Origin of the sequence: Chitinophaga sp. MM2321 (genome assembly GCF_964033635.1) — a bacterium.
Taxonomy (GTDB): domain Bacteria; phylum Bacteroidota; class Bacteroidia; order Chitinophagales; family Chitinophagaceae; genus Chitinophaga.
In genome coordinates this window covers 1069933-1095434 of sequence record NZ_OZ035533.1, presented here as the reverse complement: position 1 = coordinate 1095434, position 25502 = coordinate 1069933, and the positions used below count along the sequence as shown (strand labels likewise).

Here is a 25502-nt window from a genome sequence, read left to right as displayed (position 1 = left end):
CATAAATCTAAAACACCCATCGGGAAAATCTTTTTTAATCCTGCTAATCTTGGTCTATTTTGCGGCTATGAGAACAACGTTTCTGGCCTTCTCCCTGCTGGGGGCCACCTCTTTTGCTTATGCGCAACAACCGGCAAAAAAACCGCTGGATCACAGTGTGTATGATAGCTGGCAGAGTATTGGTACAAAACTGATCAGCAACAACGGACAATGGGTGGTATACACCGTTATACCACAGGAAGGCGATGGCAGCCTCGTGATTTATGACCGTAAAACATCGCAGTCATTGGCAGTGCCGCGTGGCAGCAGCCCGGTGATCACACAGGACTCCCGTTATGTGGTGTTCAGTATTAAACCGCTTTTTAAAGATACCCGGGAAGCGAGAATCAAAAAGAAAAAAACTGCCGAAATGCCCAAAGACTCTATGGGCATTGTAGCACTGGATAGTAAAGATGTACTGAAATTCCCTGCCGTAAAATCATTTAAAACACCTGCCAAAGGCAGCGGCTTACTCGCTTACCTGCTGGAAAAGCCGGTAGCTGACAGCACCCAAAAAAATACGGCAGACGATGGCAAAAATATACCTGCCGACTCAGGAAGCGGTACCCTCGTCATCCGTCAGCTGGGCACAGGCGCACAGGACTCCGTAAAAAATGTAACGGAATTTACTTTCAGTAAACCTGGCAACAGTTTGCTGATTGAAATCACTTCCGATAAAAAAGATCCCTTATCCCGCAGTGGTGTACTGCTATGGCATACTGCTGCCCGTAAAGCGGATACGCTGAGCCGCGGCTATGGCGGATATAAACAGTTTGCCTTTGATGAAAAAGGAGCGCAGGCAGCTTACTTTGGTATACGCGACAGCTCCAAAGCCGCACAACAAAATTACCAACTCCTCTACTTTAAACCGGGACAGGACAGCGCCTACATCGCAGCAGATAAAACCAGCAGCGGTATCCCTTCCGGCTGGAGTATCAGCGCCAACAGCCTGATCTATTTCAGTAAAGACGGGCAACGTTTGTTCTTCGGCACCGCGCCGGTATTGCCCGTAAAGGATACCAGCATCGTTGACTTTGAAGTAGCTAAAGTAGATATCTGGCATTATAAAGATGATTTCCTGCAGCCCATGCAATTAAAAAATGCAGATAAAGAGCTGAAGAGAAGTTATGCTGCTGTATACTACCCTGCATCCGGGCGGGTATTGCAATTGGGCGACAAAGACCTTGAAAATGTAGTAGTCCCCGCAGAAGGCAATGGCGACTACGCCCTCGGCTATACGGATAAAGGCGAACGCATACCGCTGCAATGGGTAGGGCGCACACTGAAAACCGCCTATCTCATCAACCTGAACGACGGTACCCGTCAGAAAATAAAAGACAAACTGGATGGATTTTATTTCATCTCTCCTGCCGGTAAATACATCGGCTGGTATGACCTGGTAAACAGGCAGTGGTTCACCTACGAAAATGCTACCGGCACGGTGATGAATATCAGCAAAGGTATTCCTACACCGGTATTTGATGAGGAAGATGATCACCCGGATGTACCCGATGCATATGGCCTCGCCGGATGGCTTGAAAATGACCGGTTTGCGTATATCTATGACCGTTATGATATCTGGCAGGTAGACCCTACCGGAAAATCAGCGCCGCAGGCAATTACAGGTGGCATCGGCCGTAAAGAAAAAATCTGTTTCCGGCACCTGAAACTGGATGCAGAAGAGAAATTCTTCCGCCCCGGTGAAACCCTGCTGCTCAGTGCATTCCAGGACACCACAAAATACAACGGCTATTACACCATGCGGCTGGCAGGTAAAAAAGGAAAGGCGGTATTGCCCAGGCAAAATGTACTGGGACCCAACAGTTACACGGACCTGCTAAAAGCCAGAGATGCATCCGCATATACTTTTACCAAGGCCAGCTATGAGCTGTCGCCGGATGTTTATACCGGCGCACAGATCGATCAGGCAGTGAAGATCAGCAGTACCAATCCGCAGCAACAGGGTTACAATTGGGGAACCGCTTCACTTTATAAATGGACTTCTTTTAGTGGAAAGCCGGCGGAGGGAATCCTCTATAAGCCGGAAAACTTCGACTCCACCAAACAATATCCGGTCATCTTTTATTTCTATGAAAAATTAACGGATGGTCTTTATAATTATCAGCCGCCGGCGCCCACGCCTTCCAGGCTTAACATCTCTTTCTTTGTAAGCCGCGGATACCTGGTGCTGGCACCCGATATCAGTTATGAAAATGGTTATCCGGGTAAGAGTGCCTACGATTATGTCGTGAGTGCAGCAGAACACCTGGCAAAACAACCCTGGGTAGATGGTAAGAATATGGGTATCCAGGGTCAGAGCTGGGGCGGCTACCAGGTAGCTTATCTTATTACACAGACCAACATCTTCAAAGCTGCGTGGGCCGGGGCGCCTGTGGCCAATATGACCAGTGCTTACGGCGGTATCCGTTGGGAAAGCGGGATGAACAGACAGTTCCAGTATGAGCATTCACAAAGCCGTATCGGCGCCACGCTGTGGGAGAAACCGGAACTGTATATTGAAAACTCTCCGCTCTTTAACCTCCCGCGTGTAAATACGCCGGTAGCTATTATGGCCAATGATGCAGATGGTGCAGTTCCCTGGTACCAGGGCATTGAAATGTTTACCGGCTTACGTCGTTTAGGCAAGCCCGTATGGTTGCTGAATTACAACAACGAAGCGCATAACCTGGTACAACGGCAGAACCGCAAGGATATCCAGCGCAGGGAACAGCAGTTCTTTGATCATTACCTCAAAGGCGCACCTGCTCCTCAATGGATGGAGACCGGTGTTCCCGCCACCGAGAAAGGGATTAACTGGGGCTGGAAAACAGAATAATACAAATTGTTTGCACAATGGTTTTTTGTGATGAACAAACATCATCGTGCAGACATTCGCCAAAATATTCTTTTTTAATATAAATTTAAAACCATATATTTACAGTAACATCGCCACTTTAGCGTATTGGTGTGATTTTGCAGCGATAGCGATATCCTTTGAAACACAACATTTTGTACCTATGAATTTCTACATCTACCACCCTGAGGATGCATTACGTCCATTCGTAAAGCAATATTATTATTGGGAAGATAATTCCAGCGGCCTGATTCAGCTACCGCAACATCTTTTTGCTTTAGGCGATCAGTACATGGTATTTATCCAACAGGGAGAAGCCGCCGTGAAACCGGTAAATCATGCAGGCTTTACCTTGCCGCAGAATGCAGTGATCGGGCATTTTACCTGTGCCTGTCATTTGCAGGTGAAGGGACCCGTTAAAATGGTGATCGTACAATTAAATGCATATGGTTGCTATCGCTTTCTCGGCATGAATATGCAGTCCTTTACCAATTACTACCGCAACCTGGCAGCAAATGAAAACCCGCTCTGGATGCAGTTATCACAACAACTGGAACAAATTCAGCAACCTGCTGATATCATTTCAATACTCAACAACACTTATCAACAAGCCATGGTGCAGCACCATCATCCACTGAAACAGGTGAATGAAATGGTAGATTACCTGCTGGCCAACCATGGGAATGTAAGCCCCGAGGAATTGTCGCACGCTTTCCAGCTATCCAGGCCCACGATGGAACGTATTTTCACCTCCGTAACAGGACTGCCTCCACAGTTGTATGCACGTATGGTACGTTATAAAACGGCCCTGCGCTCGCTGCAACAGCTGAATTTATCGCAGTGGCAGGCCAATCTCGCAAAAACAGCCTATTATAGTCAGGCTATGTTTATAAAAGATTACCTGGAATTCAATGGAGAAACACCTTCTTACTTTGCCCGTTCCGGCGCCGCCACCATTGCACATATGCCGGTACCCGGCCTGCAACAGGTAGCAGTAGCCAGTTAATAAATTTTGCCGTATTTTAGTAACCTCAATGTTACTATGCCATGGCAATAATGATAGCAAAGAAAGAAGATTATTACATCTCTACAGATAAATCAAAACTTGATATCAGCGTCATTCATGACTTTCTGGCCAATGAATCCTATTGGGCACAAAAAATCCCCCGCAGCGTAGTAGAAAAATCGGTGGAGGGATCTATGTGTTTTGGTATTTATCACCAGGATCAACAGGTGGGGTTTGCGCGGGTAATAACTGATTGCGCCGTTTTCGCCTACCTGGCGGACGTGTTTGTTATCAACAGTCACAGAGGAAAGGGCTTATCAAAATTCCTGCTGGAAACCATCCTCTCACATCCTGATCTCCAGGGGCTGAGAAAGTGGCTGTTGGGTACTGCCGATGCACATAAACTTTACCGGAAATTTGGTTTTACTGAAATCCCGAATCCGGAAAGATTTATGCACATTGCTAACGCCAACCCATATACGTAAATAAACAGTCCTGTTTTTTGCTTAACCTAATTTCCCCTTCATGAAAAGAATTATTTCTATCGTACTGTTGCTCTTGCTGGCCATCCTCATTTTCTGGCTGGGCAAACGTTTTGGCAGTACGGATATAAGTCAGCAGGTAATTTCCAACAGCACTATTGTAAAAGAAATTGCTGAACTGGCTAGTCTTGATGTACAGGGAACGGCGAGCATCAAACGCAGCAATATTGAAAACAGCGGAGGCTGGACAGATAACCTGAAGAAAGCTTTCCTGGAAAATACGGTCTGGGTGGCGATTCCCTACCAGGCTAAATTCGGGGTGAATATTGACAATAAATTATTTAAAGTGGAGATGACAAAGCAACAGATCATCCTTCACCTGCCCGCACCACAACTGCTCAGTTACGAATTGAAAATGGACAGGATGGAAACTTCCAACCGCAAGGGATGGCTGCTTTCCCAGGATGACGAAACCTATACAGAAGTACAAAAGAAACTATACCAGACTTCCCGCTCCCAACTGGAAAACAACGCTATTTATATTGAGCAATCCAAAGAGAAAATAAGGAAGGTAATGACGCAATACTATGCTCCCTTTCTGAAAGACCGTACCCTGGAAATCAAATTTGATGGTGCTGCTGCGGTACCGCCACTGAACTGATCAGGCTGCATTCCTGGCGATATATTTCACCAGGCTTCTTTTGGCAATGGGCAACAGTGTTTCATCCACCGGTAATACCAGCGGTGTTTCCACGCAGTAAACGGCCGGGTTGGGTAGTTCGCTGTTTTTGCGGATCAGCATCGTTTTGATATGTTCGCAGGTATGTACCAGGTCTTTTCTGTAGGCTTCCAGGTAGTGGGTATGAATGCCCCGGAACTTTTCATCGTGCCGCTCGAAAATGGTCAGCCGGTAAGTGTACACCAGCGTATCACTGTACCTCCCGTCGCAGAGCAGCAGGTAACCTTCTGCTGTTTCCAGCGGAATCAGCCCTACCGGTGAGATGCTCAGTTTGTCCTGCACAAATTCATAGATCTCCGTTCCATCTTTAATGGTTTGGTTCATTTGCGGCAGGGAATACCGGATGATATCTTCCAGCTCTTCCATCAGTTCATCATCCGCAATCATCTGTTCATACAGCAGTTGTAGTTTCTGTATGTTTACCGCCGTAAGCCGTTTGGGAAATTGCTGTTGTAAAAACTGTTTATTTTCCCGGAAAGCGAGGAGGTTGTTGTAGTGAAAAATAATATCCGCCAACTGCGGATACAATTTATTCTGATTAAAATAATGATTGATGTCCTGCAGGTAGGAAAGCAAGGTATATTTCTTCAATTCAAAGTCGATATAACCTTCTGCAAACCAGGTTTCGCTCAGTGCTCCCATGGCAAATTAATTTAATGGATCATACCTTGAATTTACGAAAAAAAAGGCACAAACCAGCCCCCTTTTTACCCGCAGAAGCAAATCCCAATAATAATTAAAATGTATCATAACATGTGCCTGTAAAGGGTTTGAATATAGGGAGCTATATCAAAAAAGGTGCTTATAAGAATTATTTTTTACCGGTGACTTTTTTATTAATGTTATTTTCATAACTTCAGGATATTATTTTTCATTATTTTAATTTCAGTTATCATGAACATTTACGTAGCCAACCTGCACTACAGGTTGAACGATGAGGATCTCCATCAGATTTTCAGCGATTTTGGAGAGGTTACCTCCGCTAAGGTTATCAAGGACCATGAAACCGGCCGCTCACGTGGTTTTGGTTTTGTGGAGATGCCTAACCAGGAAGAAGGAGCAAAGGCTATGGATAGTTTGAATGGCAGCGAAATCGAAGGCAAGCAATTGATGGTAAACGAAGCAAGACCTAAACAACCGAATAATAATTTCAAAGGTGGTGGTGGTAATAACCGTGGCGGCGGAGGATATGGTTCCCGCGACCGTCGTTATTAATCCCCTTATTCGGGTTCAAAGGAATTTAAAAAAGGCTCTCCATGGAGAGCCTTTTTTAATGCAATTATATGTTGAAACGTTCTTGTTATACATTCCTTTTCGGGTCAAACGCTTCCAGTTCCTTCGCTACTGCGCTCAGGAAAGTAGAACCCAAAGAACCATCCACAATGCGGTGGTCATAAGACATGGACAGGTACATCATATGCCTGATCCCGATTGTATCCCCCAGTTCTGTTTCTATCACCACCGGACGCTTTTTAATGACACCAACAGCCAGAATAGCAACCTGGGGCTGGTTGATGATCGGCGTCCCCATCAGGCTGCCAAAAGTACCTACATTGGTTAAGGTGAAGGTACCGCTCTGGGTATCTTCCGGTTTCAGTTTATTCTGACGGGCAGCATTGGCCAGGGAATTTACCTGCCTGGTTAATCCTACCAGGTTGAGCACATCTGCATTTTTAATCACCGGCACAATCAGGTTACCGGAAGGTAAGGCGGTGGCCATCCCTATATTAATATCTTTCTTGATAATAATCTTATCACCATCCAGGGAACAGTTGATTAATGGGAAACGCTTGATACAGCGCACAATAGCTTCTACAAACAGGGGCGTAAAAGTGAGCTTTTCACCCTCGCTTTTTTCGAAATCCCCTTTTACACGGTCGCGCCATTTAACCATATTGGTCACATCCGCTTCCGCAAAGCTGGTAACATGCGGGCTGGTTTGTTTGCTCATCACCATATGATTGGCAATCAGCTTACGCATGCGATCCATTTCTATGATCTCTACATTACCGTTGTAAGTAGGCGATGATACCGTAGTGGTCACCATCTGTGCACGGGAAGCAGCCGGACCAGACACCTGTTCAGGTGTAACATCCGGTATGATCTTGCCTTCCCTTCGGTCGGCAACATACTGTAAAATATCTCTTTTGGTAACACGGCCATCGTTTCCGGAGCCAGGGATCTTTTCCAGGTCAGCAAAGCTGATCCCTTCCTGTTGTGCAATGGTCAGCACCAGGGGTGAATAAAATCTCGGGCCTCCACCGGTAAGTCTGACTTCCTGCACATTTGCAGTGACAGGTGCAGCGGCGGCAGTAAATTTTGGTTCAGAGGCAACGGGCGCTACAGGTATAGGTTCTGTATCAGCCGCAGCATCGGCATTGGTACTAATGCGGGCTATCACCGCGCCTACGGGTACCACATCATTTTCAGCAAAGAGCACTTCTGTGATCTCTCCTTCCGCGATAGAAGGCACCTCGGTATCCACTTTGTCGGTAGCAATTTCCAGCACCGTTTCATCAAGGTTTACGTGATCGCCGGTCTTTTTATGCCAACGCAAAATGGTAGCTTCCATGATGCTCTCCCCCATTTTAGGCATTACCAATTCTACAATAGCCATAAGATTGATTTTAGCTTTAGTCGCAACAAAAATAAGGGAATTGTACCAATTCGGAATATGACAATGTCCCTATTGCAGGATCAGTTTACGCAAAGCATTCATCGCATAAACAGCCGTCATCTGTATATTCCTTTCCCGGTCGTACCGTAACTGATGTTTTACAGTTACCACATTGGTGGCATCTCCCACTGCAATCCATACCGTGCCTACGGGTTTCTCTGCGGTGCCTCCGTCTGGTCCCATAATGCCTGATACGGCAATGGCATAATCTGTTTCCAGCAGTTCAAGCGCCCCGGCATGCATTTCTTTTACGATGGCTTCGCTCACCGCCCCCTCTGCTTCCAGTGTAGCTGGCTTTACGCCCAACAACTTCACTTTCATTTCATTAGCATAAGTAATGGCGCTGCCTTTGAAATAGGCAGAACTTCCCGGGATAGCCGTAATCCAGCTGGCTATCTGTCCACCTGTGCAGCTTTCCGCCGTACCCACTGTTTTACCTCTTTCCAACAGCAGTTGCCCGATCACCTGTGCGATGGGCATATCCTGATCGGCCACTACGATGTCCGCCAGCAGCTCCTTCAACTCATGGAAAAGGATGCTTAGTTCCGCCGCCGTGGCGAGTTTATCGTCCCCGAAAGCGGTGAGCCGGAGTTTCAGCAGGCTATAACTGGGCAGGTAAGCCAGTTTGATATGTGATGGTAGCTTAGCTTCAAAGCCAACCAGTCTTTCTGCAATAAACGACTCTCCCATACCCGCAGTCAGCAGGGTTTGATGTATCACAGCCGGTGTACTAAAATGCGCTGCCAGTTGCGGCAGTACATAAGTTTCCATAATCCCCTGCATTTCATGCGGTACGCCCGGCATGGAAACATAGATCTTCCCATCTTTTTCAAACCACATGCCCGGTGCGGTGCCTCGTGTGTTCTCGATCACTGTGCAGCTTTCCGGCACCAGCGCCTGATCTACATTACGTTGCAGTACCGGCAAGCCGCGGCTTTCAAAAAGATGCATTACCCGGTGCAGCGTAGCTTCATGCTGTACCAGCCGGGTATGAAAATATTCGCATAATACTGGCTTGGTAATATCATCGGCCGTAGGCCCTAATCCACCGGTTATCAGCACAATATCAGAAACAGCTGCTTCTTTTTCAAGTGCTTCCAGTATATCTTCCTTTACATCGCCAATGGCTACACGCCGGTGTACCCAGATCCCCATCGCATTGAGTTGCTGGGCCATCCAGGCAGAGTTGGTATCTATTGTTTGTCCTATCAGCAATTCATCACCAATAGTGATGATACTGGTTGTTACTTGGGCCACAAGGAAATATTTTATTTAAAAAAAGGTTCTAATCTTTCTTTCAGCGCCTCCGGTAAGCCGGCTTTCTGTCTTGTATTCACATCCACAAACACGAGCGTGGTAACGCCCACATTCAGCAGCTCACCTTTTTCGTTATACAATTCGCTGTGGAACTGTATTTTAGAACTTTTTGGCAATTCTTTTAATATAGTCTTCACCGTTATCAGGTCATCATAAAAGGCTGGCCGGAAATATTTTACATTCAGCTCTGCTACAGGCATCATCACGCCTTGTTCTTCGAGTTCACGATACGTAAATCCCAGTTCGCGGATCGCTTCTGCCCTGCCTACTTCGTAGTACAGGCCGTAGTTGCCGTAATACAGGTAACCCATCTGGTCTGTTTCACCATAGCGTACCCTGATCGTTGTTGTACTGATAAACATGCTTCCTTCAATATAATTTAGCTAAAAACCCGGACGCGCAAAGACCGGTCCATACTTATTTTCCTAATGCGCCATCAATTGAAAACCTACCGGGTCCTGTAAAGAAAAGTACTATAAATGATGTCAGAAACAGCATGGGCAACTCAATTTTGCCAAAATTAAGTGCGGCAGTATCCTGGCCGTGAATGGAAAAAATAACCACGCACATGCAGATCATCACGGGAATAGTAGCCAGTCTGGTCATCAGACCCAACATGATAAATATCGAACAGAAAAATTCGGCGAATACCACCATTCCCAGGGAAATTTTGTGTCCTACCCCTAAAGGATCAGGAAAAGAATTCATTTTGGCCGCAAAATTGACAAGCTTAGGCCAGCCATGTAGCATTAAAAGGCCGCCAGATACCAGCCGGAGCACCAGCATGGAAAAATTTACAGCACCGTTGGTGTAACCAGTAGAGAACAGTTTTCTCATAGTAGGTAAGGTTTTTGCTCTATAAAAATATTTTGCCGCAATATAGGGCAATAGCCTTTGTCATGCTTCCTGAGTTATCCACATTGTTGGAAACCCGATCGGAAAAGAAAGGATATAACTTTTATATTTGCCTGGTTTGTGTCCCAGATAATGTTCCGTATAATGCCCGGCAGGAAAATATTTCAGGCCGGTATTCGTTTTAAACGCATAATTCAAGATATAACAGCTAAAGCATGCAGTTCATAAGAAAAATTTTTATTCCAGGACATCTGTACATTTCCCTGTTGCTGTTTACCGGCGCAGGCTTGGCAGGATTGCCGGTAGCACAGGCGCAGCAAACACGTATCTATACTGATGCTGAGAAAGTATTCAAAGATGCACAGCAATATTTCCAGCAGGAAAAATATGCTGTATCCATGCAGCTTTTCAAGCAAACGATCGATAATATCGATTATTTCCATGAAACGAACCGCGACCTCGTTAAAACAGATGCCTACTACTATTATACCATCTGTGCACTCAAACTGCAACAGGATAATGCGGAAAAGACAGCATTGGAATACCTGAAAATATTCAATAACAATGCCCGTGAGCAACTGGTCAGCTATCAGCTGGGGAAATATTATTTCCATCTCAACAAATTCAAAGAGGCCATTCCGCTGTATGAGAAAGCCAATATCGACAATCTCTCCAACGCCGAAATTGCCGAAGCAAAATTTGAACTGGCCTATTGCTATTTCAACGTAAAAGACTTCAAAAAAGCATTACCGCTCTTTGCTGCCATCCGGGAAATACAAGGTAAATATTACGTACCAGCCAATTATTACTATGGCTTCATCGCCTATTACAACCATCAGTATAATGATGCGATGAACAGCTTCCAGCGTGTCATCAATGATCCTAAATACAGCAATGTGGTACCTTACTACGTCGCTGAGATCTACTACTTTCAAGGCAAAACAGATCAGCTCATCGCCTACAGCGAACCATTGCTGAGAAAAGGCGGACAATATTATGAAGCAGAACTGAAACAACTGCTGGGTAAAGCCTATTTCGAAAAGAAAGATTATAAAAATGCACTCCCCTACTTACAGGAGTTCCAGGATAATTCAGATGAAGTAAGAAATGAAGATATCTACCAGTTATCCTACTCTTATTATCAAACCGGTAATCTCAACAAAGCCATTACCGGGTTCAAACAACTGAGCAGCTCAAAAGATTCACTGGGACAAAACTCCATGTACCTGCTGGGCGACTGTTACCTGCGTACCGGTCAGAAAGCCAATGCGCGCAACGCTTTTGCGTTCTGCGCCAACAATAGCTCCAATGCAGCACAACAGGAAATATCCCGCTTTAACTACGGTAAATTATCCTACGAGCTGGGCTACCAGGATGCTGCCCTCAGCGAACTGACACAGTTTGTAAAACTATATCCCGCATCTGCTTACAACAAAGAAGCGCGGGAAATCCTCGTGAACCTTTTCATGAATACCAATAACTATAAAGATGGTCTGGCTACTATTGAACAGATCCAGGATAAGAACCCTACCGTGCTGAAAGCGTATCAGAAAGTAGCCTATGGCAGGGCCACCCAGCTGATCAACGATCAGCAACTGGCAGAAGCGGACCGGTTGCTGGATATCGCCATCAGTAATCCATACGATCCACAGATCAAACAACTGGCCCATTTCTGGAAAGCGGAAATTGCACTACGCCAGAATAAAACAGCGACCGCCGTTACTAACCTGAACGCCTATCTGAATAATACAGCTCCTGTTTCCGGCGAAGCCAATGCGCAAACCGCCAGCTACAACCTCGGTTACAGCCTGCTGAAACAGGATAAATACAGTGAAGCACTGCCTTACTTTGAATCGGCACAACGGGCCAGCGGTCCTAATGCAGAACGTATAGCCGCCGACGCTGCCCTTCGCAGTGCAGATTGCTACTACATGCTCCGCCAGTTCCCCAAGGCCATCAGCCTGTACGACGGTATTATCAACAGCAACGACGCGGGTGCTGACTATGCCATCTATCAGAAAGCTATCATCCTTGGCCTGCAAGGCAAACAAAACGATAAGCTCGCATTGCTGAAACAATTGGGTAACAAATTTCCTACTTCCGGATTCGGCAACGAAACCGATATGGAGATTGCGAATACCTATCTCTCCGAAGAAAAATATACAGAAGCAATACCGTACCTGGAAAATGTTTTGCAAAAGCAGCCTAACGGCGCCAACGCTCCCCGTGCACTGCTGAAACTGGGCCTCTGCTATTTCAACAAGGACAACGACAGCAAAGCACTGGCTTACTACCGCCAGGTAGTGGAGAAATTCCCCGGTTCACCGGAAACCAATGAAGCACTGCAAAGCATCAAATCCATTTACGTGAGCCAGGGTAAAACAGACGATTACCTCGCCTTCCTGAAAGCCAGTGGCAGAACCGTTACGGCATCAGCAGAAGACTCTCTCGCTTACGCCGCAGCAGAATCAAGGTTTACCAATAACGATTGCGCCGGTGCTACCACCGCTTTCAACAGCTATATTGAGAAATATCCGAACGGTCAGTTTATCTTACCCGCCTATTTCTACAAAGCAGAGTGCGCCTATAACAATAAGGACTATACGAACGCATTGCCTGCCTACGAATTTGTGCTGTCCCGTAATAATAGTTTATATGCAGAAAGATCTGCACTACAGGCGGCTAATATCAATTTCTACCAGCAGAAAAATTATGATAAGGCACGCACCTATTACCTGCAGCTGCAAGACCTTTCCACCAGTAAGGAAAACAGCCTGACGGCCACCAGGGGCCTGCTACGCAGTAACTACCAGTTGAAACACTGGGATGAAGTAGGCAACTACGCAGAGATGCTGTTATCTGCTGCCAATATCAGTACGGATGATCAGATCATCGCACACTTCTACCTGGGCAAGTCGCAGAAAGAAGCGAAGCAATACGCCAACGCAATGGCTGAATTTAAAACCGTAGCCGCACTCACCAAATCAGAAACAGGTGCAGAAGCCCGTTATGATATTGCCGACTGCTACCTGCAACAGGATGACCTGGCCGCCGCTGAAAAAGCTGGTTTCGACGTGATTAAAAACACACCTTCCTACGAAATATGGGTAGCGAAATCCTATATCCTGCTGGGTGATGTATATACCCGCCAACAGGATTATTTCAATGCCAAAGCTACTTTCCAGAGTATTGCGACCAACTGTCCAATACCGGAACTGAAACAGGAGGCGAAAGAGAAACTGGCGAAAGCGGAAGCGGAAGAGAAAGCAGCAGGGAAAAAACCGAAGAAATAACCACCAGGAAATATTTTGGGATTTTGGGATTTAGAAATTTAAGTTTACGACAGCATGAACATTCAGAAAATATATAACAAACGCGCTTTCACAATAGCAGCCCTGGGTATTGCAGGTCTTTTGCAGCAGCAACAGGCCAGTGCACAGGAAACGTTGAAACAGGAAACGATTGATATCATTTCCACCAATCAACCCAAACTGCGTGATGCCTATAAACTAAACCTGACGGCTTCTCTGCCCGGCATTGATACCAGCAGGCCCAGTCTGAAATACGCAGTGCCGGCACTCAACCTGAACTTCATGTATCAGGCTGCCCCACTGAAACCACTGGCATTGGGCAAAGATTCACTGAGCCTGTTGCAGAATAATTTTATCAAACTGGGTTACGGTAATTATCAGACACCTTATCTCCAGGCCGGATTTGGCAGTGGCAGAAAGGATATGTATAACTACGGCCTGTATGTAAACTATACCGGCTCCAAAGGAAAGGAAATTCCTGACCAGGATTACAGCAACCTGAATGTACTGGCTTCCGGCACTTATCTGTTGCCAAAATTCCAGTTTGATGCCAGCCTGGGTTATGACCGTAATACAGTACACTACTACGGTTACAACCACGACACGTTGAAATATGACAAGAAGGATATCGCACAAACCTTTAACCAGGTAACCGCTATCGTGGGCGTAAAAAACCGTCCGCAAAACGACTGGGCATTTGAATTTCAACCACAAGTGAAATTCATTCTCTTTAATGATTCCTACAAACGCACGGAAAATACTTTCCACATGAAAGTACCGGTGCGTAAACAGGTATTTGAAGACATCTACATAAAAGCAGAAGGTGTGTTTGATCTGTCTACCTACAAGGAAGATAATAACCGCGCCATCAATAATAACGTAGTGGCCATTCATCCCTCCGTGGATATCATCAAACCCGGATTTGTATTGCATGCCGGCGTTAATCCAACCTGGACAAATAACAAATTTTATCTCCTGCCGGATATCGTCAACGAATCACACCTGATTCGTAAAAAACTGATCCTGAGCAGTGGATGGATTTCTTATATCGAGAAAAATTCCTACCGCAACCTGGCGAATAAAAATCCGTTTATGGCAGGTCTGACCGACGGTATGCTGAATACCCGCGTAGAAGAAAAATACACCGGTATCAAAGGTACCCTTGGCAGTCATTTCAACTACAATACAAAGTTTGCATCCGTTACCTGGTATAATATGCCGCTGTTTTTAAATGACAGCGCCGATACCAAACAATTTATCACCCGCAACGAAGAACAACTGCGTGCTTTCCAGTTGCATGCAGAAGTAGGCTATATTGAAGAAGAAAAATTCCAGGCAAAGGTGTCTTTCGACTGGTACAATTACAACAAACAACAAACAGAGGTGAAACCCTGGCATCTGCCTCCTTTCCAGGGCGACTTATTTGTACAGTATACACTCGCCAGGAAACTCCACCTGAATGCGGATCTGTTTGCACTGAGCGGAAGCTATTACCAGCTGCCAAACAAGGATTTCAACAAAACCAAAGGAGCCTGGGACCTGAATGCCGGCGCATCTTATGATATCGGCAAAAATTTCAATCTCTGGATAAATGCAAATAACATCTTCAACTCCCACTACCAACGCTGGTACCTGTATCCAACTTATGGATTTAACGTAGTGGGTGGTATAATGGTCAAATTCTGACCAGGATGTGACCAGGATGAAAGGATTATGAAGATTGACAGGATAGAACTGGGATAATAGTAAAAATTGAAAAAACAACAGGATTAAACACGTTTTGAAGGATTAACGGGGAGGAAACAAATTTGAAGGATTAACAATAGCTTTGAATAGCTGATATTTTATAATTCTTCATCCATCCTGGTTATCCATTTAATCTGTTTAATCCTGGTCAAATTGAAAAACCAACAGGGTTAAACACGTTTTGAAGGATTAGCCGGGATGAAACAAATTTGAAGGATTAACAGTAGCTTTGAATAACTGATATTTTATAATTCTTCATCCATCCTGATCATCCTTTAATCTGTTTAATCCTGGTCAAACCATGGCTTTGATACTACAGCAATACATACAGGAAGTACTGTTCAGACAAAGGGTTTGTGTAGTTCCGCAACTGGGAACTTTCACCCTGCAGCATTTTCCGGCACAGTATAACGCTGCCGCCCAAACGCTGACTGCCCCCAGGGATCAGGTCACTTTCAGCCGTTCCTGGCAGGATGATGGCTCTTGCCTGGAATGGATTGCGCTCAAGGAAAACCTGGTGCCCGCAGTGGCCCAGCGTAAACTGGAGAAATACCTGGAAGATTTAAAAACCACCCTGCAATCCGGCAAGCCCCTGCATTTACCGGGCATAGGCCAGTTGCAAGGCGATTTTACCGGTAATATCCACTTCCATCCGGAAGAATTGCCGGTAGACCAGGAATCCTTGCCCATCGCACCTATAAACCGGCAGGATGCAACAGATACGTTAAACACAACAAATATTACAGCCACTTCAGCTACACCGGATACCACACCAGCTTCCACCACTCCTGACTACGAACAGATGGAGCCGGTTATGACAGCAGAAGAGGAAGAAACACTGGATGCAGTAGCAGAAGAAAGTATTTTTAAATGGTGGTGGGCTATTGCCGGCATTGTATTTATCGCCGGAGGACTCGGTACCTGGTGGTATGTCAATAGTCAGACGCAGCCCGTGGAAACTGCCACACCGGCGCCAGATATAGCGGCAACGGCAGATTCCCTGCAAAGGGTAAATGCTATGGCAGACAGCCTCACCGCAGTAGCAGCGGCAGACCGCGCAGCCAATGACAGCGTATCTTATTTTGTGGTAATAGAAGAATTTACAGACAGCACCAAAGCCGCACGCCAGGTAGCCCGCAGACTAGGCTGGGAGCAGAATGTAGTGATGTATAAAAGAGATGATACCTACAAGGTGGCAGCACCTGTAAGATCACTGCCGGTAGATACGACAGCGGAACTTCAGAAAACAAAGGAATTATTCAAAACCAACAAAGCGTACCTGGAATTTTAACGCATCACTTTAGTTCACCAGCCACAATATCCAGTCCTTCTGCAAAAGTACGCGGCTGATAACCCAGTTCTTTTGTTGCCTTGTCAATCACCAGACCGGTTTTTGCTGGTCGTGGCGCAGGTTGGGAAAGGCTTCTGGCACTTATCTTTTCTATCAGGCCCGTGTCCAGTTTAAAATACTCCGCCGTTCTCAGTGCCATATCGTAGGGAGTGAGTATATCTTTCCCGGAGATATTGAAGTAGCCGGTTGCTTTTTTGTCGGCAACCAGTTTACATCCGATAGCCAGATCCTGGCATAAGGTGGGTGTACGCCACTGGTCATCCACCACTTTTATTTTTTTACCTTCCTGTAAGTTATTCTTTACCCAGGTGATCATATTACTGCGGTGCGGATCGGCCACTACGCCGTATACCAGTACCGTACGTACGATTGCCCACTGCAATTTGCTGTTGTGAACCAGCCGCTCCGCCGCCACCTTACTGGTGCCGTAGTAGCAGATGGGATTTACCGCAGCATCTTCGCTGTAGGGGCCCTGTAAGCCATCGAAAACGAAATCGGTGGACAGGAAAATGAAAAAGGCATTACATTTTTCAGCTGCATGCACGAGATAACGTGTAGCGCCTACGTTGGTATCCCAGCAGGCATCCTTATTTTTTTCGCATTCATCTACCTGCGACATGGCTCCGCCATGAATAATAATGTCTGGCTGATGTTTCTCCACCAACTGCTGAACGCTGCCTGCATCACGCAGATTTACCGCTTCATAAGTGTAATTATCGCGCTGCGGAAAGCGATTAGGCCCTCTCCCGGTGGCGATTACATCATATGTTCCTTCCTGGACCAAAAGAGGGATCAGGTGTTGACCCAATAGTCCGTTACTACCAGTTATAAGTACCTTCATAATGCCATATTAGTACGCTGTCTTTAAAGATAAGAAAAATAGCTGTTCGCTTTGAGCATTAGCTGTTGGTGATCCTAAAAAAATCATCACCAACAGCTATACGTTGTCAGCTTTGCGCTGTTATTTCTTCATCCCTAAATTATATAAAGTAAATGCCCATATATCCGTTGCCTCTTCAATTAATTTGGAAGTAGGTTTTCCGGCGCCATGCCCCGCCTGTGTTTCAATGCGGATCAACGTAGGATTGGGACCGGCATTGCAGGCCTGCAGCGTCGCCGCAAACTTGAATGAATGCGCTGGTACCACCCGGTCGTCATGATCGGCTGTGGTGATCAGCGTAGCCGGATACGAAGTACCTGGCTTCAGGTTATGCAGCGGTGAATACTTCACCAGGTATTTGAACTGGTCTGCATCGTCACTGCTGCCGTATTCTACCGCCCATGCCCAGCCGATAGTGAATTTCTGAAAGCGCAGCATATCCATTACACCTACTGCCGGCAATGCTACTTTAAACAGTTCCGGCCGCTGTGTCATGCAGGCGCCTACCAGCAAACCACCGTTGGAGCCGCCGCGGATAGCAATTTTAGTGGGATTGGTGTATTTTGTTTTTACCAGGTACTCCGCAGCACCGATAAAGTCGTTGAATACATTTTGTTTTTTATCCAGCATACCGGCTTTATGCCATGCTTCGCCGTATTCGCTGCCGCCGCGCAGGACTACTACCGCATAAATCCCGCCCTGCTCCATGAAATAGAGGTTGGAAATGCTGAAGGCAGGCGTTTGCGGGATGTTAAAGCCACCATAGCCATAAATCAGCACCGGGTTATTACCATCTTTTTTCACCCCTTTCTTGGCAGACAGGAACATTGGTACCCGTGCACCATCTTTGCTGGTAAAAAACACCTGCCTGGTTTCGTATTCATCGGGATTGAATTTTACTTCCGCTTTGTTGAACAGCGTAGAAGTACCGCTACCGATTTCATATTTATACACCGCAGGCGGTACTACAAAGGAAGTATACGTATAAAATAATTCCTTATCTTCTTTTTTACCATTAAATCCGCCGGCAGTACCGATACCCGGTAAAGTGATCTCATGTTCCAGCTGACCACTGTAATCATATTGGTATACTTTGGTGGCAGCATCTTTCAGGTAGGATAAAAATAATTTACCACCGGCGTTGCCTACATCCTGCAAGGCGTCCTTTTTTTCCGGTACAATGGTTTTCCAGTTTGCTTCGGCTGGATTAGCAGGATCAATCAGCACCACTTTATAATTTGGTGCGCCGTGATTGGTGAGTACCAGCAGTTTGCCGCCGTCATTATCAATAACACCGGGTTCATAATCGAAACCTTTTACCAGGAGCGCAAATTCCTTTTGTGCAGGATTTTGCAGATCGCGGTACCAGACTTCCCGGCCAGAAGTGCCTTCTGTAGTATATAAGAGCAAAAATCTTTCATCTTCCGTTACACTTACACCCGCATTACGGAGTGGATGTGCTTTATCTACATATATTAATACATCTTTATCCTGCGGATCTCCCAGCTGGTGGTAGTATACCTGTTGGAATTCATTTTTTCCGGATAGTTTGCCTTGTTCATCGGGCTTGTCGTAACGACTGTAATAGAAGCCGTTACCTTTCCAGGAGAGGCCGCTGAATTTCACCCATTCCAGTTTATCGGGGCGTATTTCTTTGGTTTCCACATCCATTACAAATCCTTCCTGCCAGTCGGAGCCGGCTTTTGAGAGCAGGTATGCCACATATTTACCATCTTTCGAAAAACTGGTACTGCCTAATGCGGTGGTGCCAGCGGCAGATAATTTATTGGGATCGATAAATACTTCCGGGGTTCCACCTAGTGTTGCGGAGCGGTAAAGGACTGCCTGGTTTTGCAGACCGTCATTTTTATAGAAGTAAAAATAATTGCCGTGTTTTACGGGTGCGCCACTTTTCGGGTAGTTCCACAGTACTTCTAATCGTTTTTTAATCTCGTTGCGGAAAGGGATGGCAGAAAGATAGGTTTGTGTTACTTTATTTTCGGCATTCACCCATGCTTTTGTTTCGGCGCTGTTGTCGTCTTCCAGCCACCGGTAAGGGTCTGCGATTTTTGTGCCATGATAATCGTCTATTGTGTCTACTTTTTTTGTTTCCGGATAGGTGATAGATGGTAATTGTGCCATAGCTTGCATAGTCATTAAACACATGCTCATAATGAACCAATTCCTATTAGTCTTTTTCAACATGCCTATATTTTTTGGAAAAATTAGCTACTTTGTTTGATTAAAATTAAATATTTAGGTTAATTCCTCAGATAACAGTTAGAAAACAATTGCAAAATGTTATTTTTGTGCGCCTTTAAGGTATTTTTTTAGCAATTTATATGAAAAAATTGAACAACATTGCAGTCCTTACTTCCGGGGGAGATGCCCCTGGCATGAACGCAGCCGTTCGTGCCGTTGTAAGAACGGGCATTTATCATCAGCTGAATGTGTTCGGCGTAATGTACGGCTATAGGGGAATTTTAAAAAATGAGATCTTCCCGATGGAGTCTAAATCGGTGGCTAACATCATTCAACGTGGAGGAACCATTTTGAAGACCGCCCGATGCAAAGAGTTCTATGAATATGAAGGGAGGAAAAAGGCTTATGAGAATCTGAAAAAACACAACATTGACGGGATTGTGGTAATTGGTGGAGACGGCTCGTTCAATGGTGCGCAAAAGTTCAGCCAGGAATTTGATATTCCTTGTATAGGCTTGCCTGGTACTATTGACAAGGACATTGCGGGTACTGATTCAACGATTGGTTTTGATACGGCGGTGAATACTGCGATTGAAGCGATAGATAAGATCAGGGACACTGCGGATGCGCATGACCGCTTATTTGTGATAGAAGTGATGGGCCGCGACGCCGGTTACATTGCCCTGCACAGTGGTATTGCTACCGGAGCGGAGCACATTATGATGCCTGAGCACAAAACCGAATTAAACGACATTATTGAAGAATTGCAGGCTAACGAACGCCGCCGTAAACTGGTCAACCTGATCGTAGTCGCCGAAGGCGATGAAAACGGGGGCGCCAACGAAGTGGCCCGCAAGATTAAGGAAAGCTGTCCACAACTGGACACCCGTGTTTGTATTCTCGGACATATTCAGAGAGGTGGTTCACCTACCTGTATGGATCGTATTCTGGCAAGCCGCATGGGCTATGCTGCAGTGGATGCCTTATTAGGAGGTACCCACAACGTAATGATTGGTATTGTAAATGACAAGATCCATTATACACCTCTTGATAAAGCTGTTAAAGCCAAACAGGAAATTGACCCCGAATGGTTTAAGATTGTTAAAATTCTTGCGAGTTAAAAATTAAGACTTATGAGTACAAAGGATCTTTCGAAATACTATCACAAGCAGATGGATAACGCTGCTGGCAGAGAACACTCTTCCCACAAAACAAAAATTGTGGCTACAGTAGGGCCGGCCTGTGATACCTATGAACAACTGCTGACATTGGTGAAAGCCGGCGTGAATGTGTTCCGCCTGAACTTTTCACATGGCTCGCATGAAGATAAACTGCGGATCATTGAATATATCCGTCAGATCAATAAAACCGAACCTTATAACGTAGCTATCCTGGCTGATTTGCAAGGACCTAAACTGCGTGTTGGCGAAATAGAGAACAACGCACTGCCCCTGAAAAAAGGCGATATCCTCACTTTCGTAAACGAAAAACTGGTAGGTACCAAAGAAAAAATATACGTTTCTTACCCTGACCTCTATAAAGACCTGAAACCAGGTCAGAAAATATTGCTGGACGATGGCAAAATCGAAACAGTAGTAAAAGAAATCACTGCCAACGGAGAAATCAAAGCGGAAGTATCTTTACCTGGTGTACTGTCTTCCAAAAAAGGTTTTAACCTGCCTGATACCAAAGTATCATTGCCTGCGCTGACAGAGAAAGATATTATTGACCTGGAATTTATCATCAATAACGAAGCGGATTGGGTAGCACTCTCCTTTGTAAGAAGTGTAAAAGACCTGATCGATCTGCGTAAACGCCTGGAAGCGCGTAATTCCAAAATCAAGATCATCTCCAAGATCGAGAAACCGGAAGCAATACAGAACCTGAAAGAAATCATCTGGGAAAGTGATGGCGTAATGATTGCCCGTGGCGATCTCGGTGTAGAACTGCCTGTAGAGCAGATCCCGATGATTCAGAAAGATATTATCCGTAAATGTATCCACCGTGCCAAACCCGTTATTGTGGCTACACAGATGATGGAAAGCATGATGGACCGTACCCGTCCTAACCGTAGTGAAATCACCGACGTTGCCAACGCAGTACTGGAAGGTGCTGATGCCGTGATGCTGAGTGGTGAAACCGCTACCGGTCAGTTCCCGGAACTGGTGATACAAACGATGAATAAAATCATCCAGGAAGTGGAAAAAGAAGCGATCATTTACAACCGTAACCTGATCCCTCACCGCCACTCTCCTACCTTCCTCAGCGATGCATTGTGCTACAACGCCTGTAAGATTGCGGAAGACCTGGATGCGGATGCACTCATTGGTATGACACAGAGTGGCTACACCGGCTTTATGCTGAGCAGCTACCGCCCACGCTCTCCGCTGTATATCTTTACCAAGGAAACTACCCTGGTAAATCAGCTGAGCCTCAGCTGGGGTGTTCGCGCTTTCTACTATGAAGAAGAAGAAAGCCTGGATGATATCGTTTTTGATCAGATCCGCATTCTGAAAGAAAGAGGATTCCTCAAAAGCGGTGATGTGGCTGTAAATACCGGCAGTACGCCTATCAAACAGCACCTGCCAACCAATATGCTGAAAATCACGAAAGTAGATTAATACGAAAACCAGGATTCATGTGAATCCTGGTTTTTTTTATCAAAATAACAGACAGACTTGTCTGTTTATAAATTATTCCCTAATATTGCATCATGAAAGAACAGGGCGCCAAAGAAAGGATACTCAGCACTGCCTGCCAACTGTTTTATGAGCAGGGCTACCAGGCTACGGGTATTAACCAGATCATTGAGGAGGCAGGTATCGCCAAAGCGAGCCTCTACCAGCACTTTCCGTCAAAGGAAGCACTGCTCAATGAATACCTGCTGGTAACCAGGGTGAATAATTATGAACACCTGCATACATTTACAGCAAAGATGCAACCCGGCAAACAAAAGCTGATGGGCCTGTTCGACAATCGTCTTCAACGCATGGAAAAAAGTAAATTCAAAGGCTGTGCCTTTATCCGCATCGCCTACGAATTACCGGAACTCAATGAAGCAGCTACCGCCCAGGTACGCGCGCATACACAAGGACTTAAATCATTTATTGAACAACAACTGCTCGTCATCAGACATCCTTTCCCGAAAGCTGAATTAAGGGAGATGACCGACATGATATTAAATCTATACGAAGGCGCCGGCCTTCAGAGCTATATGCTGCGGTCAGCAAAGCCTGTGGAAGACACAAAAAAAGTAGTACAGAAATTACTCCTCACCATACCAGGATTAAACAGATTAAAAGATTAAAATAGGATGGGTGTTCTGTTGAATTTTTGATAAACAATAAAACACCCATCCTGGTAATCCCAACAATCCATCAATCCTGGTCAATTTGATATTTATATGAAAACAGACCAGTCTGTATATATCCAACAAAAAGCCATCAATCCATGGCTATCGCTGTCCGTCATCCTCCTGGCGCCACTCATAACGGTGATCGATATATTTATTGTCAACATCAGCACACCGGCCATAAAAGCCTATTACCAGAGTTCGGATGCTGCTGTAGAACTGGTCATCGCCGCTTACCTGGTAGGATACGCTGTGTTCCTGATTACGGGTAGCCGTGCGGGTGATTATTACGGTAGAAAAAGAATGTTTATCACCGGTTTGGTAGCATTTACCCTCACGTCCACCATCTGCGGATTTGCCGGCTCTATAGAGATGCTGATCACCGCCCGTTTTTTTCAGGGCGTAGCAGCAGCTTTCACCGTTCCGCAAACGGTAACGCTGATCCAGTTGAATTTTCAATCGTCAGCAGATAAGGACAAAGCCTATGGCTTGTATGGTATTTCTCTCTGCATCGGCGCCACACTGGGACAATTCCTGGGCGGATATTTCGTGTCCTCCCACTGGATCGCCGACAGCTGGCGGCTGATCTTCCTGGTGAACCTGCCCGTAGGCTTCATAGCCGTGATACTCGCTTACTTCTTTGTAAATGAATCTGTACAAAATAAATCTACCCGTTTTGATGTACCGGGCATCATCCTGCTTACACTGGCACTATCTTCTCTCATCTATCCGATTATTCAGGGAGCGGAAAAAGGCTGGCCAGCCTGGACGATTGTCTTGCTGATATCTTCTTTACTCCAGTTGATCCTCTTTGTACTATATCAACACTATTTAGGAAAACAACAACGCGAACCACTCCTACCGCTAGACCTCTTCCGGGTCCGGAGTTTCAATATAGGTATTGGCAGCGTGATCTTTTTCTTTAGTGCACATACCGCTTTTATCTTCGTATCTGCTATCTATATACAAAGTGGTTATCACCTGCCGCCACTGGAAACAGGCTACTATTTTATGATGCTCTCTTTTCCATTTCTGCTGTCCTCCCTGTGGTCTATAAAAACGGCGGCACGTTATGGTATCGGGCTACTCCAGGTTGGTTGTATACTGATGATCCTTTCCTTTATCATGCAGCTACTCCTCCTGCATACACCCCTGCTCAATCATTATGCATTGTTCGCCTGTCTGATTGTTTACGGCCTCGGTTCGGGGATTGTGATGCCTTCCCTGCTGAAAGTATCGCTGCGTGATGTACCTGTGGATAAGGCAGGAGCCGCCAGTGGCGTATATTCTACCATACAGCAGTTTTCATCCGCATTAGGTGTAAGTATTATTGGTGGGATCTTTTTATATCTCGCAAGACATACCGGCATCTTTTTTACCGGCTACAAAGTAGCCCTGTATTGCATGACAGGATACTTAGTGATCGTTATGATATTGTTGAACGGATTGAGAAAGATTACTTCCGTTTATACGTCGCCAGGTAAATGATCAGCGCCACGGTAATCAGTCCTGTTCCTGCGAGGCATACGCCATTCCATTTTGCTACATCCCATACCCACAGGCCCAGCCCGGAACCCAGCGATGTACCGATAAAGCTTGTTGTCATGTATACGGTATTCACACGGTTACGGGCCTCCGGCAACAAAGCATAAATCCTTGTTTGATTGGATACGTGAATACCTTGTAAACCAAGGTCTATGGCGATAACGCCAATGATCACACCGATGATATTGGTTTGAAAAATATAAAAGAGCAAGTACCCTAACAATAAAAAAATGATACCATACCCGATGGCTATACGGGGATTCTTTTTATCGGCAATACGGCCTACCAGCGGGGCACCCAGCGCACCTGCGGCTGCCGCCAGGCCCATCAGGCCAATTTGTTCACTGGTATAATGAAACGGCGTATCAGACAATAGAAAAACAACAGTCGTCCAGAACATGCCAAACATGGCAAAGCAGCACGCATTGATAGCGGAGGCTTCGCGCAGTACCGGCTGTTCCCTGGCGAGTGTCAGCAACGATTTCATCAGATCGCCGTAGGTACCCCCAAAAGTAGGTTTGCTTTTAGGGAAGGTCAGCATCATGATCACCACCAGCAGGCCGCTGATGCCGGCAGCTATCCAGAACATAGCGCGCCACCCCAGGTGATGCCCTACGATGCCACTCAAAGTACGCGACAGCAGAATACCCACCAGCAGACCGCTCATAACAGCGCCGATTACTTTACCACGGTTGGCCGCATCAGAAAGATGTGCTGCCAGCGGTAAAACCAGTTGCGGTACCACGGAAGTGAAACCAATCAGGAAACCGGTAACCTTCAGCATCGCGATATTGACGGATAAAGCCGCTGCCACCAGCGCCAGTACGGCCGCCAGGGTCATGATCACAATTTGTCCCTTACGCTCCAGCTTGTCGCCCAGCGGTACACAGAACAATAACCCCAGCGCATATCCCAGCTGTGTAAAAAAGGTGACCTGTCCGGCATTACTCTCTGATACTTTGAACTCTTCACTGATCAATACCAGTAAGGGTTGGCTGTAATATATATTTGCAACGATCATACCCGTACACACGGCCATCATCGTAATATTCCACCTGCTTAATGCCATATAACGCGCTGTTTTAGCGAAACAAATATACGTAAAGCATTGAGGCATTTAACAGGAGACATTATACCAACGGCGAC

The 25502-nt window shown here is 45.8% G+C and carries 20 protein-coding genes; 12 read left to right on the top strand and 8 right to left on the bottom strand.

Features of this window, described 5'->3' with window-relative positions:
* The first annotated feature begins 67 nt into the window (after positions 1-67).
* The 4 genes from ABQ275_RS04150 (at position 68) to ABQ275_RS04135 (ending at position 5042) form a co-directional block, all read left to right on the top strand.
* On the top strand, positions 68-2875 hold the full coding sequence (locus tag ABQ275_RS04150; RefSeq protein ID WP_349317010.1) for a prolyl oligopeptidase family serine peptidase: 2808 nt from the start codon (positions 68-70) through the stop codon (positions 2873-2875).
* A 181-nt stretch (positions 2876-3056) separates the two neighbouring features.
* On the top strand, positions 3057-3899 hold the full coding sequence (locus ABQ275_RS04145) for a helix-turn-helix domain-containing protein (protein WP_349317009.1): 843 nt from the start codon (positions 3057-3059) through the stop codon (positions 3897-3899).
* Between the two features lie 41 nt (positions 3900-3940).
* Positions 3941-4384 (top strand): GNAT family N-acetyltransferase, encoded by a 444-nt coding sequence (locus tag ABQ275_RS04140; RefSeq protein ID WP_349317008.1) that lies wholly within the window; start codon positions 3941-3943, stop codon positions 4382-4384.
* Between the two features lie 40 nt (positions 4385-4424).
* Positions 4425-5042 carry a DUF4230 domain-containing protein gene (locus ABQ275_RS04135; protein ID WP_349317007.1) on the top strand — a complete coding sequence of 206 codons (618 nt, stop codon included), beginning with the start codon at positions 4425-4427 and terminating at the stop codon, positions 5040-5042.
* On the opposite strand, the gene ABQ275_RS04130 is transcribed toward ABQ275_RS04135, so the two are convergent.
* Entirely contained in the window at positions 5043-5762 is a 720-nt protein-coding gene (locus tag ABQ275_RS04130; protein WP_349317006.1) for a hypothetical protein, read from the bottom strand.
* A 252-nt stretch (positions 5763-6014) separates the two neighbouring features.
* On the opposite strand from ABQ275_RS04130, the gene ABQ275_RS04125 reads away from it, so the two are divergent.
* The gene (locus tag ABQ275_RS04125) at positions 6015-6335 is read left to right on the top strand and encodes an RNA-binding protein (protein WP_079468754.1); all 321 of its coding nucleotides are present in this window, start codon (positions 6015-6017) and stop codon (positions 6333-6335) included.
* An 85-nt stretch (positions 6336-6420) separates the two neighbouring features.
* Here the strand turns inward: ABQ275_RS04125 and ABQ275_RS04120 are convergent, their stop codons facing one another.
* From ABQ275_RS04120 to ABQ275_RS04105, 4 genes are all read right to left on the bottom strand, one after another.
* Positions 6421-7737, bottom strand: coding sequence for a dihydrolipoamide acetyltransferase family protein (locus tag ABQ275_RS04120; RefSeq protein WP_349317005.1), 1317 nt, complete (start codon positions 7735-7737; stop codon positions 6421-6423).
* Positions 7738-7806: 69 nt separating this feature from the next.
* Complete coding sequence (locus ABQ275_RS04115; protein WP_349317004.1) at positions 7807-9054, bottom strand: CinA family nicotinamide mononucleotide deamidase-related protein; 1248 nt, start codon at positions 9052-9054, stop codon at positions 7807-7809.
* A gap of 11 nt (positions 9055-9065) precedes the next feature.
* Positions 9066-9476, bottom strand: coding sequence for a thioesterase family protein (locus ABQ275_RS04110; RefSeq protein ID WP_349317003.1), 411 nt, complete (start codon positions 9474-9476; stop codon positions 9066-9068).
* Between the two features lie 55 nt (positions 9477-9531).
* Positions 9532-9951 (bottom strand): DoxX family protein, encoded by a 420-nt coding sequence (locus ABQ275_RS04105; RefSeq protein ID WP_349317002.1) that lies wholly within the window; start codon positions 9949-9951, stop codon positions 9532-9534.
* 233 nt (positions 9952-10184) lie between these two features.
* On the opposite strand from ABQ275_RS04105, the gene ABQ275_RS04100 reads away from it, so the two are divergent.
* The 3 genes from ABQ275_RS04100 (at position 10185) to ABQ275_RS04090 (ending at position 16317) form a co-directional block, all read left to right on the top strand.
* A complete protein-coding gene (locus ABQ275_RS04100; RefSeq protein WP_349317001.1) occupies positions 10185-13262 on the top strand; it encodes a tetratricopeptide repeat protein in 3078 nt (1025 codons plus the stop codon).
* A gap of 54 nt (positions 13263-13316) precedes the next feature.
* Entirely contained in the window at positions 13317-14966 is a 1650-nt protein-coding gene (locus tag ABQ275_RS04095) for a hypothetical protein (RefSeq protein ID WP_349317000.1), read from the top strand.
* Between the two features lie 361 nt (positions 14967-15327).
* Positions 15328-16317, top strand: coding sequence for a hypothetical protein (locus ABQ275_RS04090; RefSeq protein WP_349316999.1), 990 nt, complete (start codon positions 15328-15330; stop codon positions 16315-16317).
* Between the two features lie 4 nt (positions 16318-16321).
* Here the strand turns inward: ABQ275_RS04090 and ABQ275_RS04085 are convergent, their stop codons facing one another.
* Together ABQ275_RS04085 and ABQ275_RS04080 are read right to left on the bottom strand one after the other, a co-directional pair.
* Positions 16322-17218, bottom strand: coding sequence for an SDR family oxidoreductase (locus tag ABQ275_RS04085; RefSeq protein WP_349316998.1), 897 nt, complete (start codon positions 17216-17218; stop codon positions 16322-16324).
* 120 nt (positions 17219-17338) lie between these two features.
* Positions 17339-19399 carry a prolyl oligopeptidase family serine peptidase gene (locus ABQ275_RS04080; protein ID WP_349316997.1) on the bottom strand — a complete coding sequence of 687 codons (2061 nt, stop codon included), beginning with the start codon at positions 19397-19399 and terminating at the stop codon, positions 17339-17341.
* A gap of 200 nt (positions 19400-19599) precedes the next feature.
* On the opposite strand from ABQ275_RS04080, the gene pfkA reads away from it, so the two are divergent.
* The 4 genes from pfkA to ABQ275_RS04060 all read left to right on the top strand — a co-directional run bounded on the left by pfkA (position 19600) and on the right by ABQ275_RS04060 (position 24299).
* The gene (gene pfkA / locus ABQ275_RS04075) at positions 19600-20580 is read left to right on the top strand and encodes a 6-phosphofructokinase (RefSeq protein WP_349316996.1); all 981 of its coding nucleotides are present in this window, start codon (positions 19600-19602) and stop codon (positions 20578-20580) included.
* Positions 20581-20592: 12 nt separating this feature from the next.
* A complete protein-coding gene (gene pyk, locus ABQ275_RS04070) occupies positions 20593-22080 on the top strand; it encodes a pyruvate kinase (protein ID WP_349316995.1) in 1488 nt (495 codons plus the stop codon).
* Between the two features lie 92 nt (positions 22081-22172).
* Positions 22173-22766, top strand: a complete 594-nt coding sequence (locus tag ABQ275_RS04065; RefSeq protein ID WP_349316994.1) for a TetR/AcrR family transcriptional regulator — start codon at positions 22173-22175, stop codon at positions 22764-22766.
* A 96-nt stretch (positions 22767-22862) separates the two neighbouring features.
* On the top strand, positions 22863-24299 hold the full coding sequence (locus ABQ275_RS04060) for an MFS transporter (RefSeq protein WP_349316993.1): 1437 nt from the start codon (positions 22863-22865) through the stop codon (positions 24297-24299).
* On the opposite strand, the gene ABQ275_RS04055 is transcribed toward ABQ275_RS04060, so the two are convergent.
* A complete protein-coding gene (locus ABQ275_RS04055; protein ID WP_349316992.1) occupies positions 24268-25425 on the bottom strand; it encodes an MFS transporter in 1158 nt (385 codons plus the stop codon). The genes ABQ275_RS04060 and ABQ275_RS04055 overlap by 32 nt on opposite strands.
* Positions 25426-25502 lie beyond the last annotated feature (77 nt).

What these genes read in the sequence shown, in the direction of transcription:
- ABQ275_RS04150 (WP_349317010.1), top strand. Translation starts at nt 68, where the DNA reads ATGAGAACAACGTTTCTGGCCTTCTCCCTGCTGGGGGCCACCTCTTTT.
- ABQ275_RS04145 (WP_349317009.1), top strand. Translation starts at nt 3,057, where the DNA reads ATGAATTTCTACATCTACCACCCTGAGGATGCATTACGTCCATTCGTA.
- ABQ275_RS04140 (WP_349317008.1), top strand. Translation starts at nt 3,941, where the DNA reads ATGGCAATAATGATAGCAAAGAAAGAAGATTATTACATCTCTACAGAT.
- ABQ275_RS04135 (WP_349317007.1), top strand. Translation starts at nt 4,425, where the DNA reads ATGAAAAGAATTATTTCTATCGTACTGTTGCTCTTGCTGGCCATCCTC.
- ABQ275_RS04130 (WP_349317006.1), bottom strand. Translation starts at nt 5,762, where the DNA reads ATGGGAGCACTGAGCGAAACCTGGTTTGCAGAAGGTTATATCGACTTT.
- ABQ275_RS04125 (WP_079468754.1), top strand. Translation starts at nt 6,015, where the DNA reads ATGAACATTTACGTAGCCAACCTGCACTACAGGTTGAACGATGAGGAT.
- ABQ275_RS04120 (WP_349317005.1), bottom strand. Translation starts at nt 7,737, where the DNA reads ATGGCTATTGTAGAATTGGTAATGCCTAAAATGGGGGAGAGCATCATG.
- ABQ275_RS04110 (WP_349317003.1), bottom strand. Translation starts at nt 9,476, where the DNA reads ATGTTTATCAGTACAACAACGATCAGGGTACGCTATGGTGAAACAGAC.
- ABQ275_RS04105 (WP_349317002.1), bottom strand. Translation starts at nt 9,951, where the DNA reads ATGAGAAAACTGTTCTCTACTGGTTACACCAACGGTGCTGTAAATTTT.
- ABQ275_RS04100 (WP_349317001.1), top strand. Translation starts at nt 10,185, where the DNA reads ATGCAGTTCATAAGAAAAATTTTTATTCCAGGACATCTGTACATTTCC.
- ABQ275_RS04095 (WP_349317000.1), top strand. Translation starts at nt 13,317, where the DNA reads ATGAACATTCAGAAAATATATAACAAACGCGCTTTCACAATAGCAGCC.
- ABQ275_RS04090 (WP_349316999.1), top strand. Translation starts at nt 15,328, where the DNA reads ATGGCTTTGATACTACAGCAATACATACAGGAAGTACTGTTCAGACAA.
- ABQ275_RS04085 (WP_349316998.1), bottom strand. Translation starts at nt 17,218, where the DNA reads ATGAAGGTACTTATAACTGGTAGTAACGGACTATTGGGTCAACACCTG.
- ABQ275_RS04080 (WP_349316997.1), bottom strand. Translation starts at nt 19,399, where the DNA reads ATGGCACAATTACCATCTATCACCTATCCGGAAACAAAAAAAGTAGAC.
- pfkA (WP_349316996.1), top strand. Translation starts at nt 19,600, where the DNA reads ATGAAAAAATTGAACAACATTGCAGTCCTTACTTCCGGGGGAGATGCC.
- pyk (WP_349316995.1), top strand. Translation starts at nt 20,593, where the DNA reads ATGAGTACAAAGGATCTTTCGAAATACTATCACAAGCAGATGGATAAC.
- ABQ275_RS04065 (WP_349316994.1), top strand. Translation starts at nt 22,173, where the DNA reads ATGAAAGAACAGGGCGCCAAAGAAAGGATACTCAGCACTGCCTGCCAA.
- ABQ275_RS04060 (WP_349316993.1), top strand. Translation starts at nt 22,863, where the DNA reads ATGAAAACAGACCAGTCTGTATATATCCAACAAAAAGCCATCAATCCA.
- ABQ275_RS04055 (WP_349316992.1), bottom strand. Translation starts at nt 25,425, where the DNA reads ATGGCATTAAGCAGGTGGAATATTACGATGATGGCCGTGTGTACGGGT.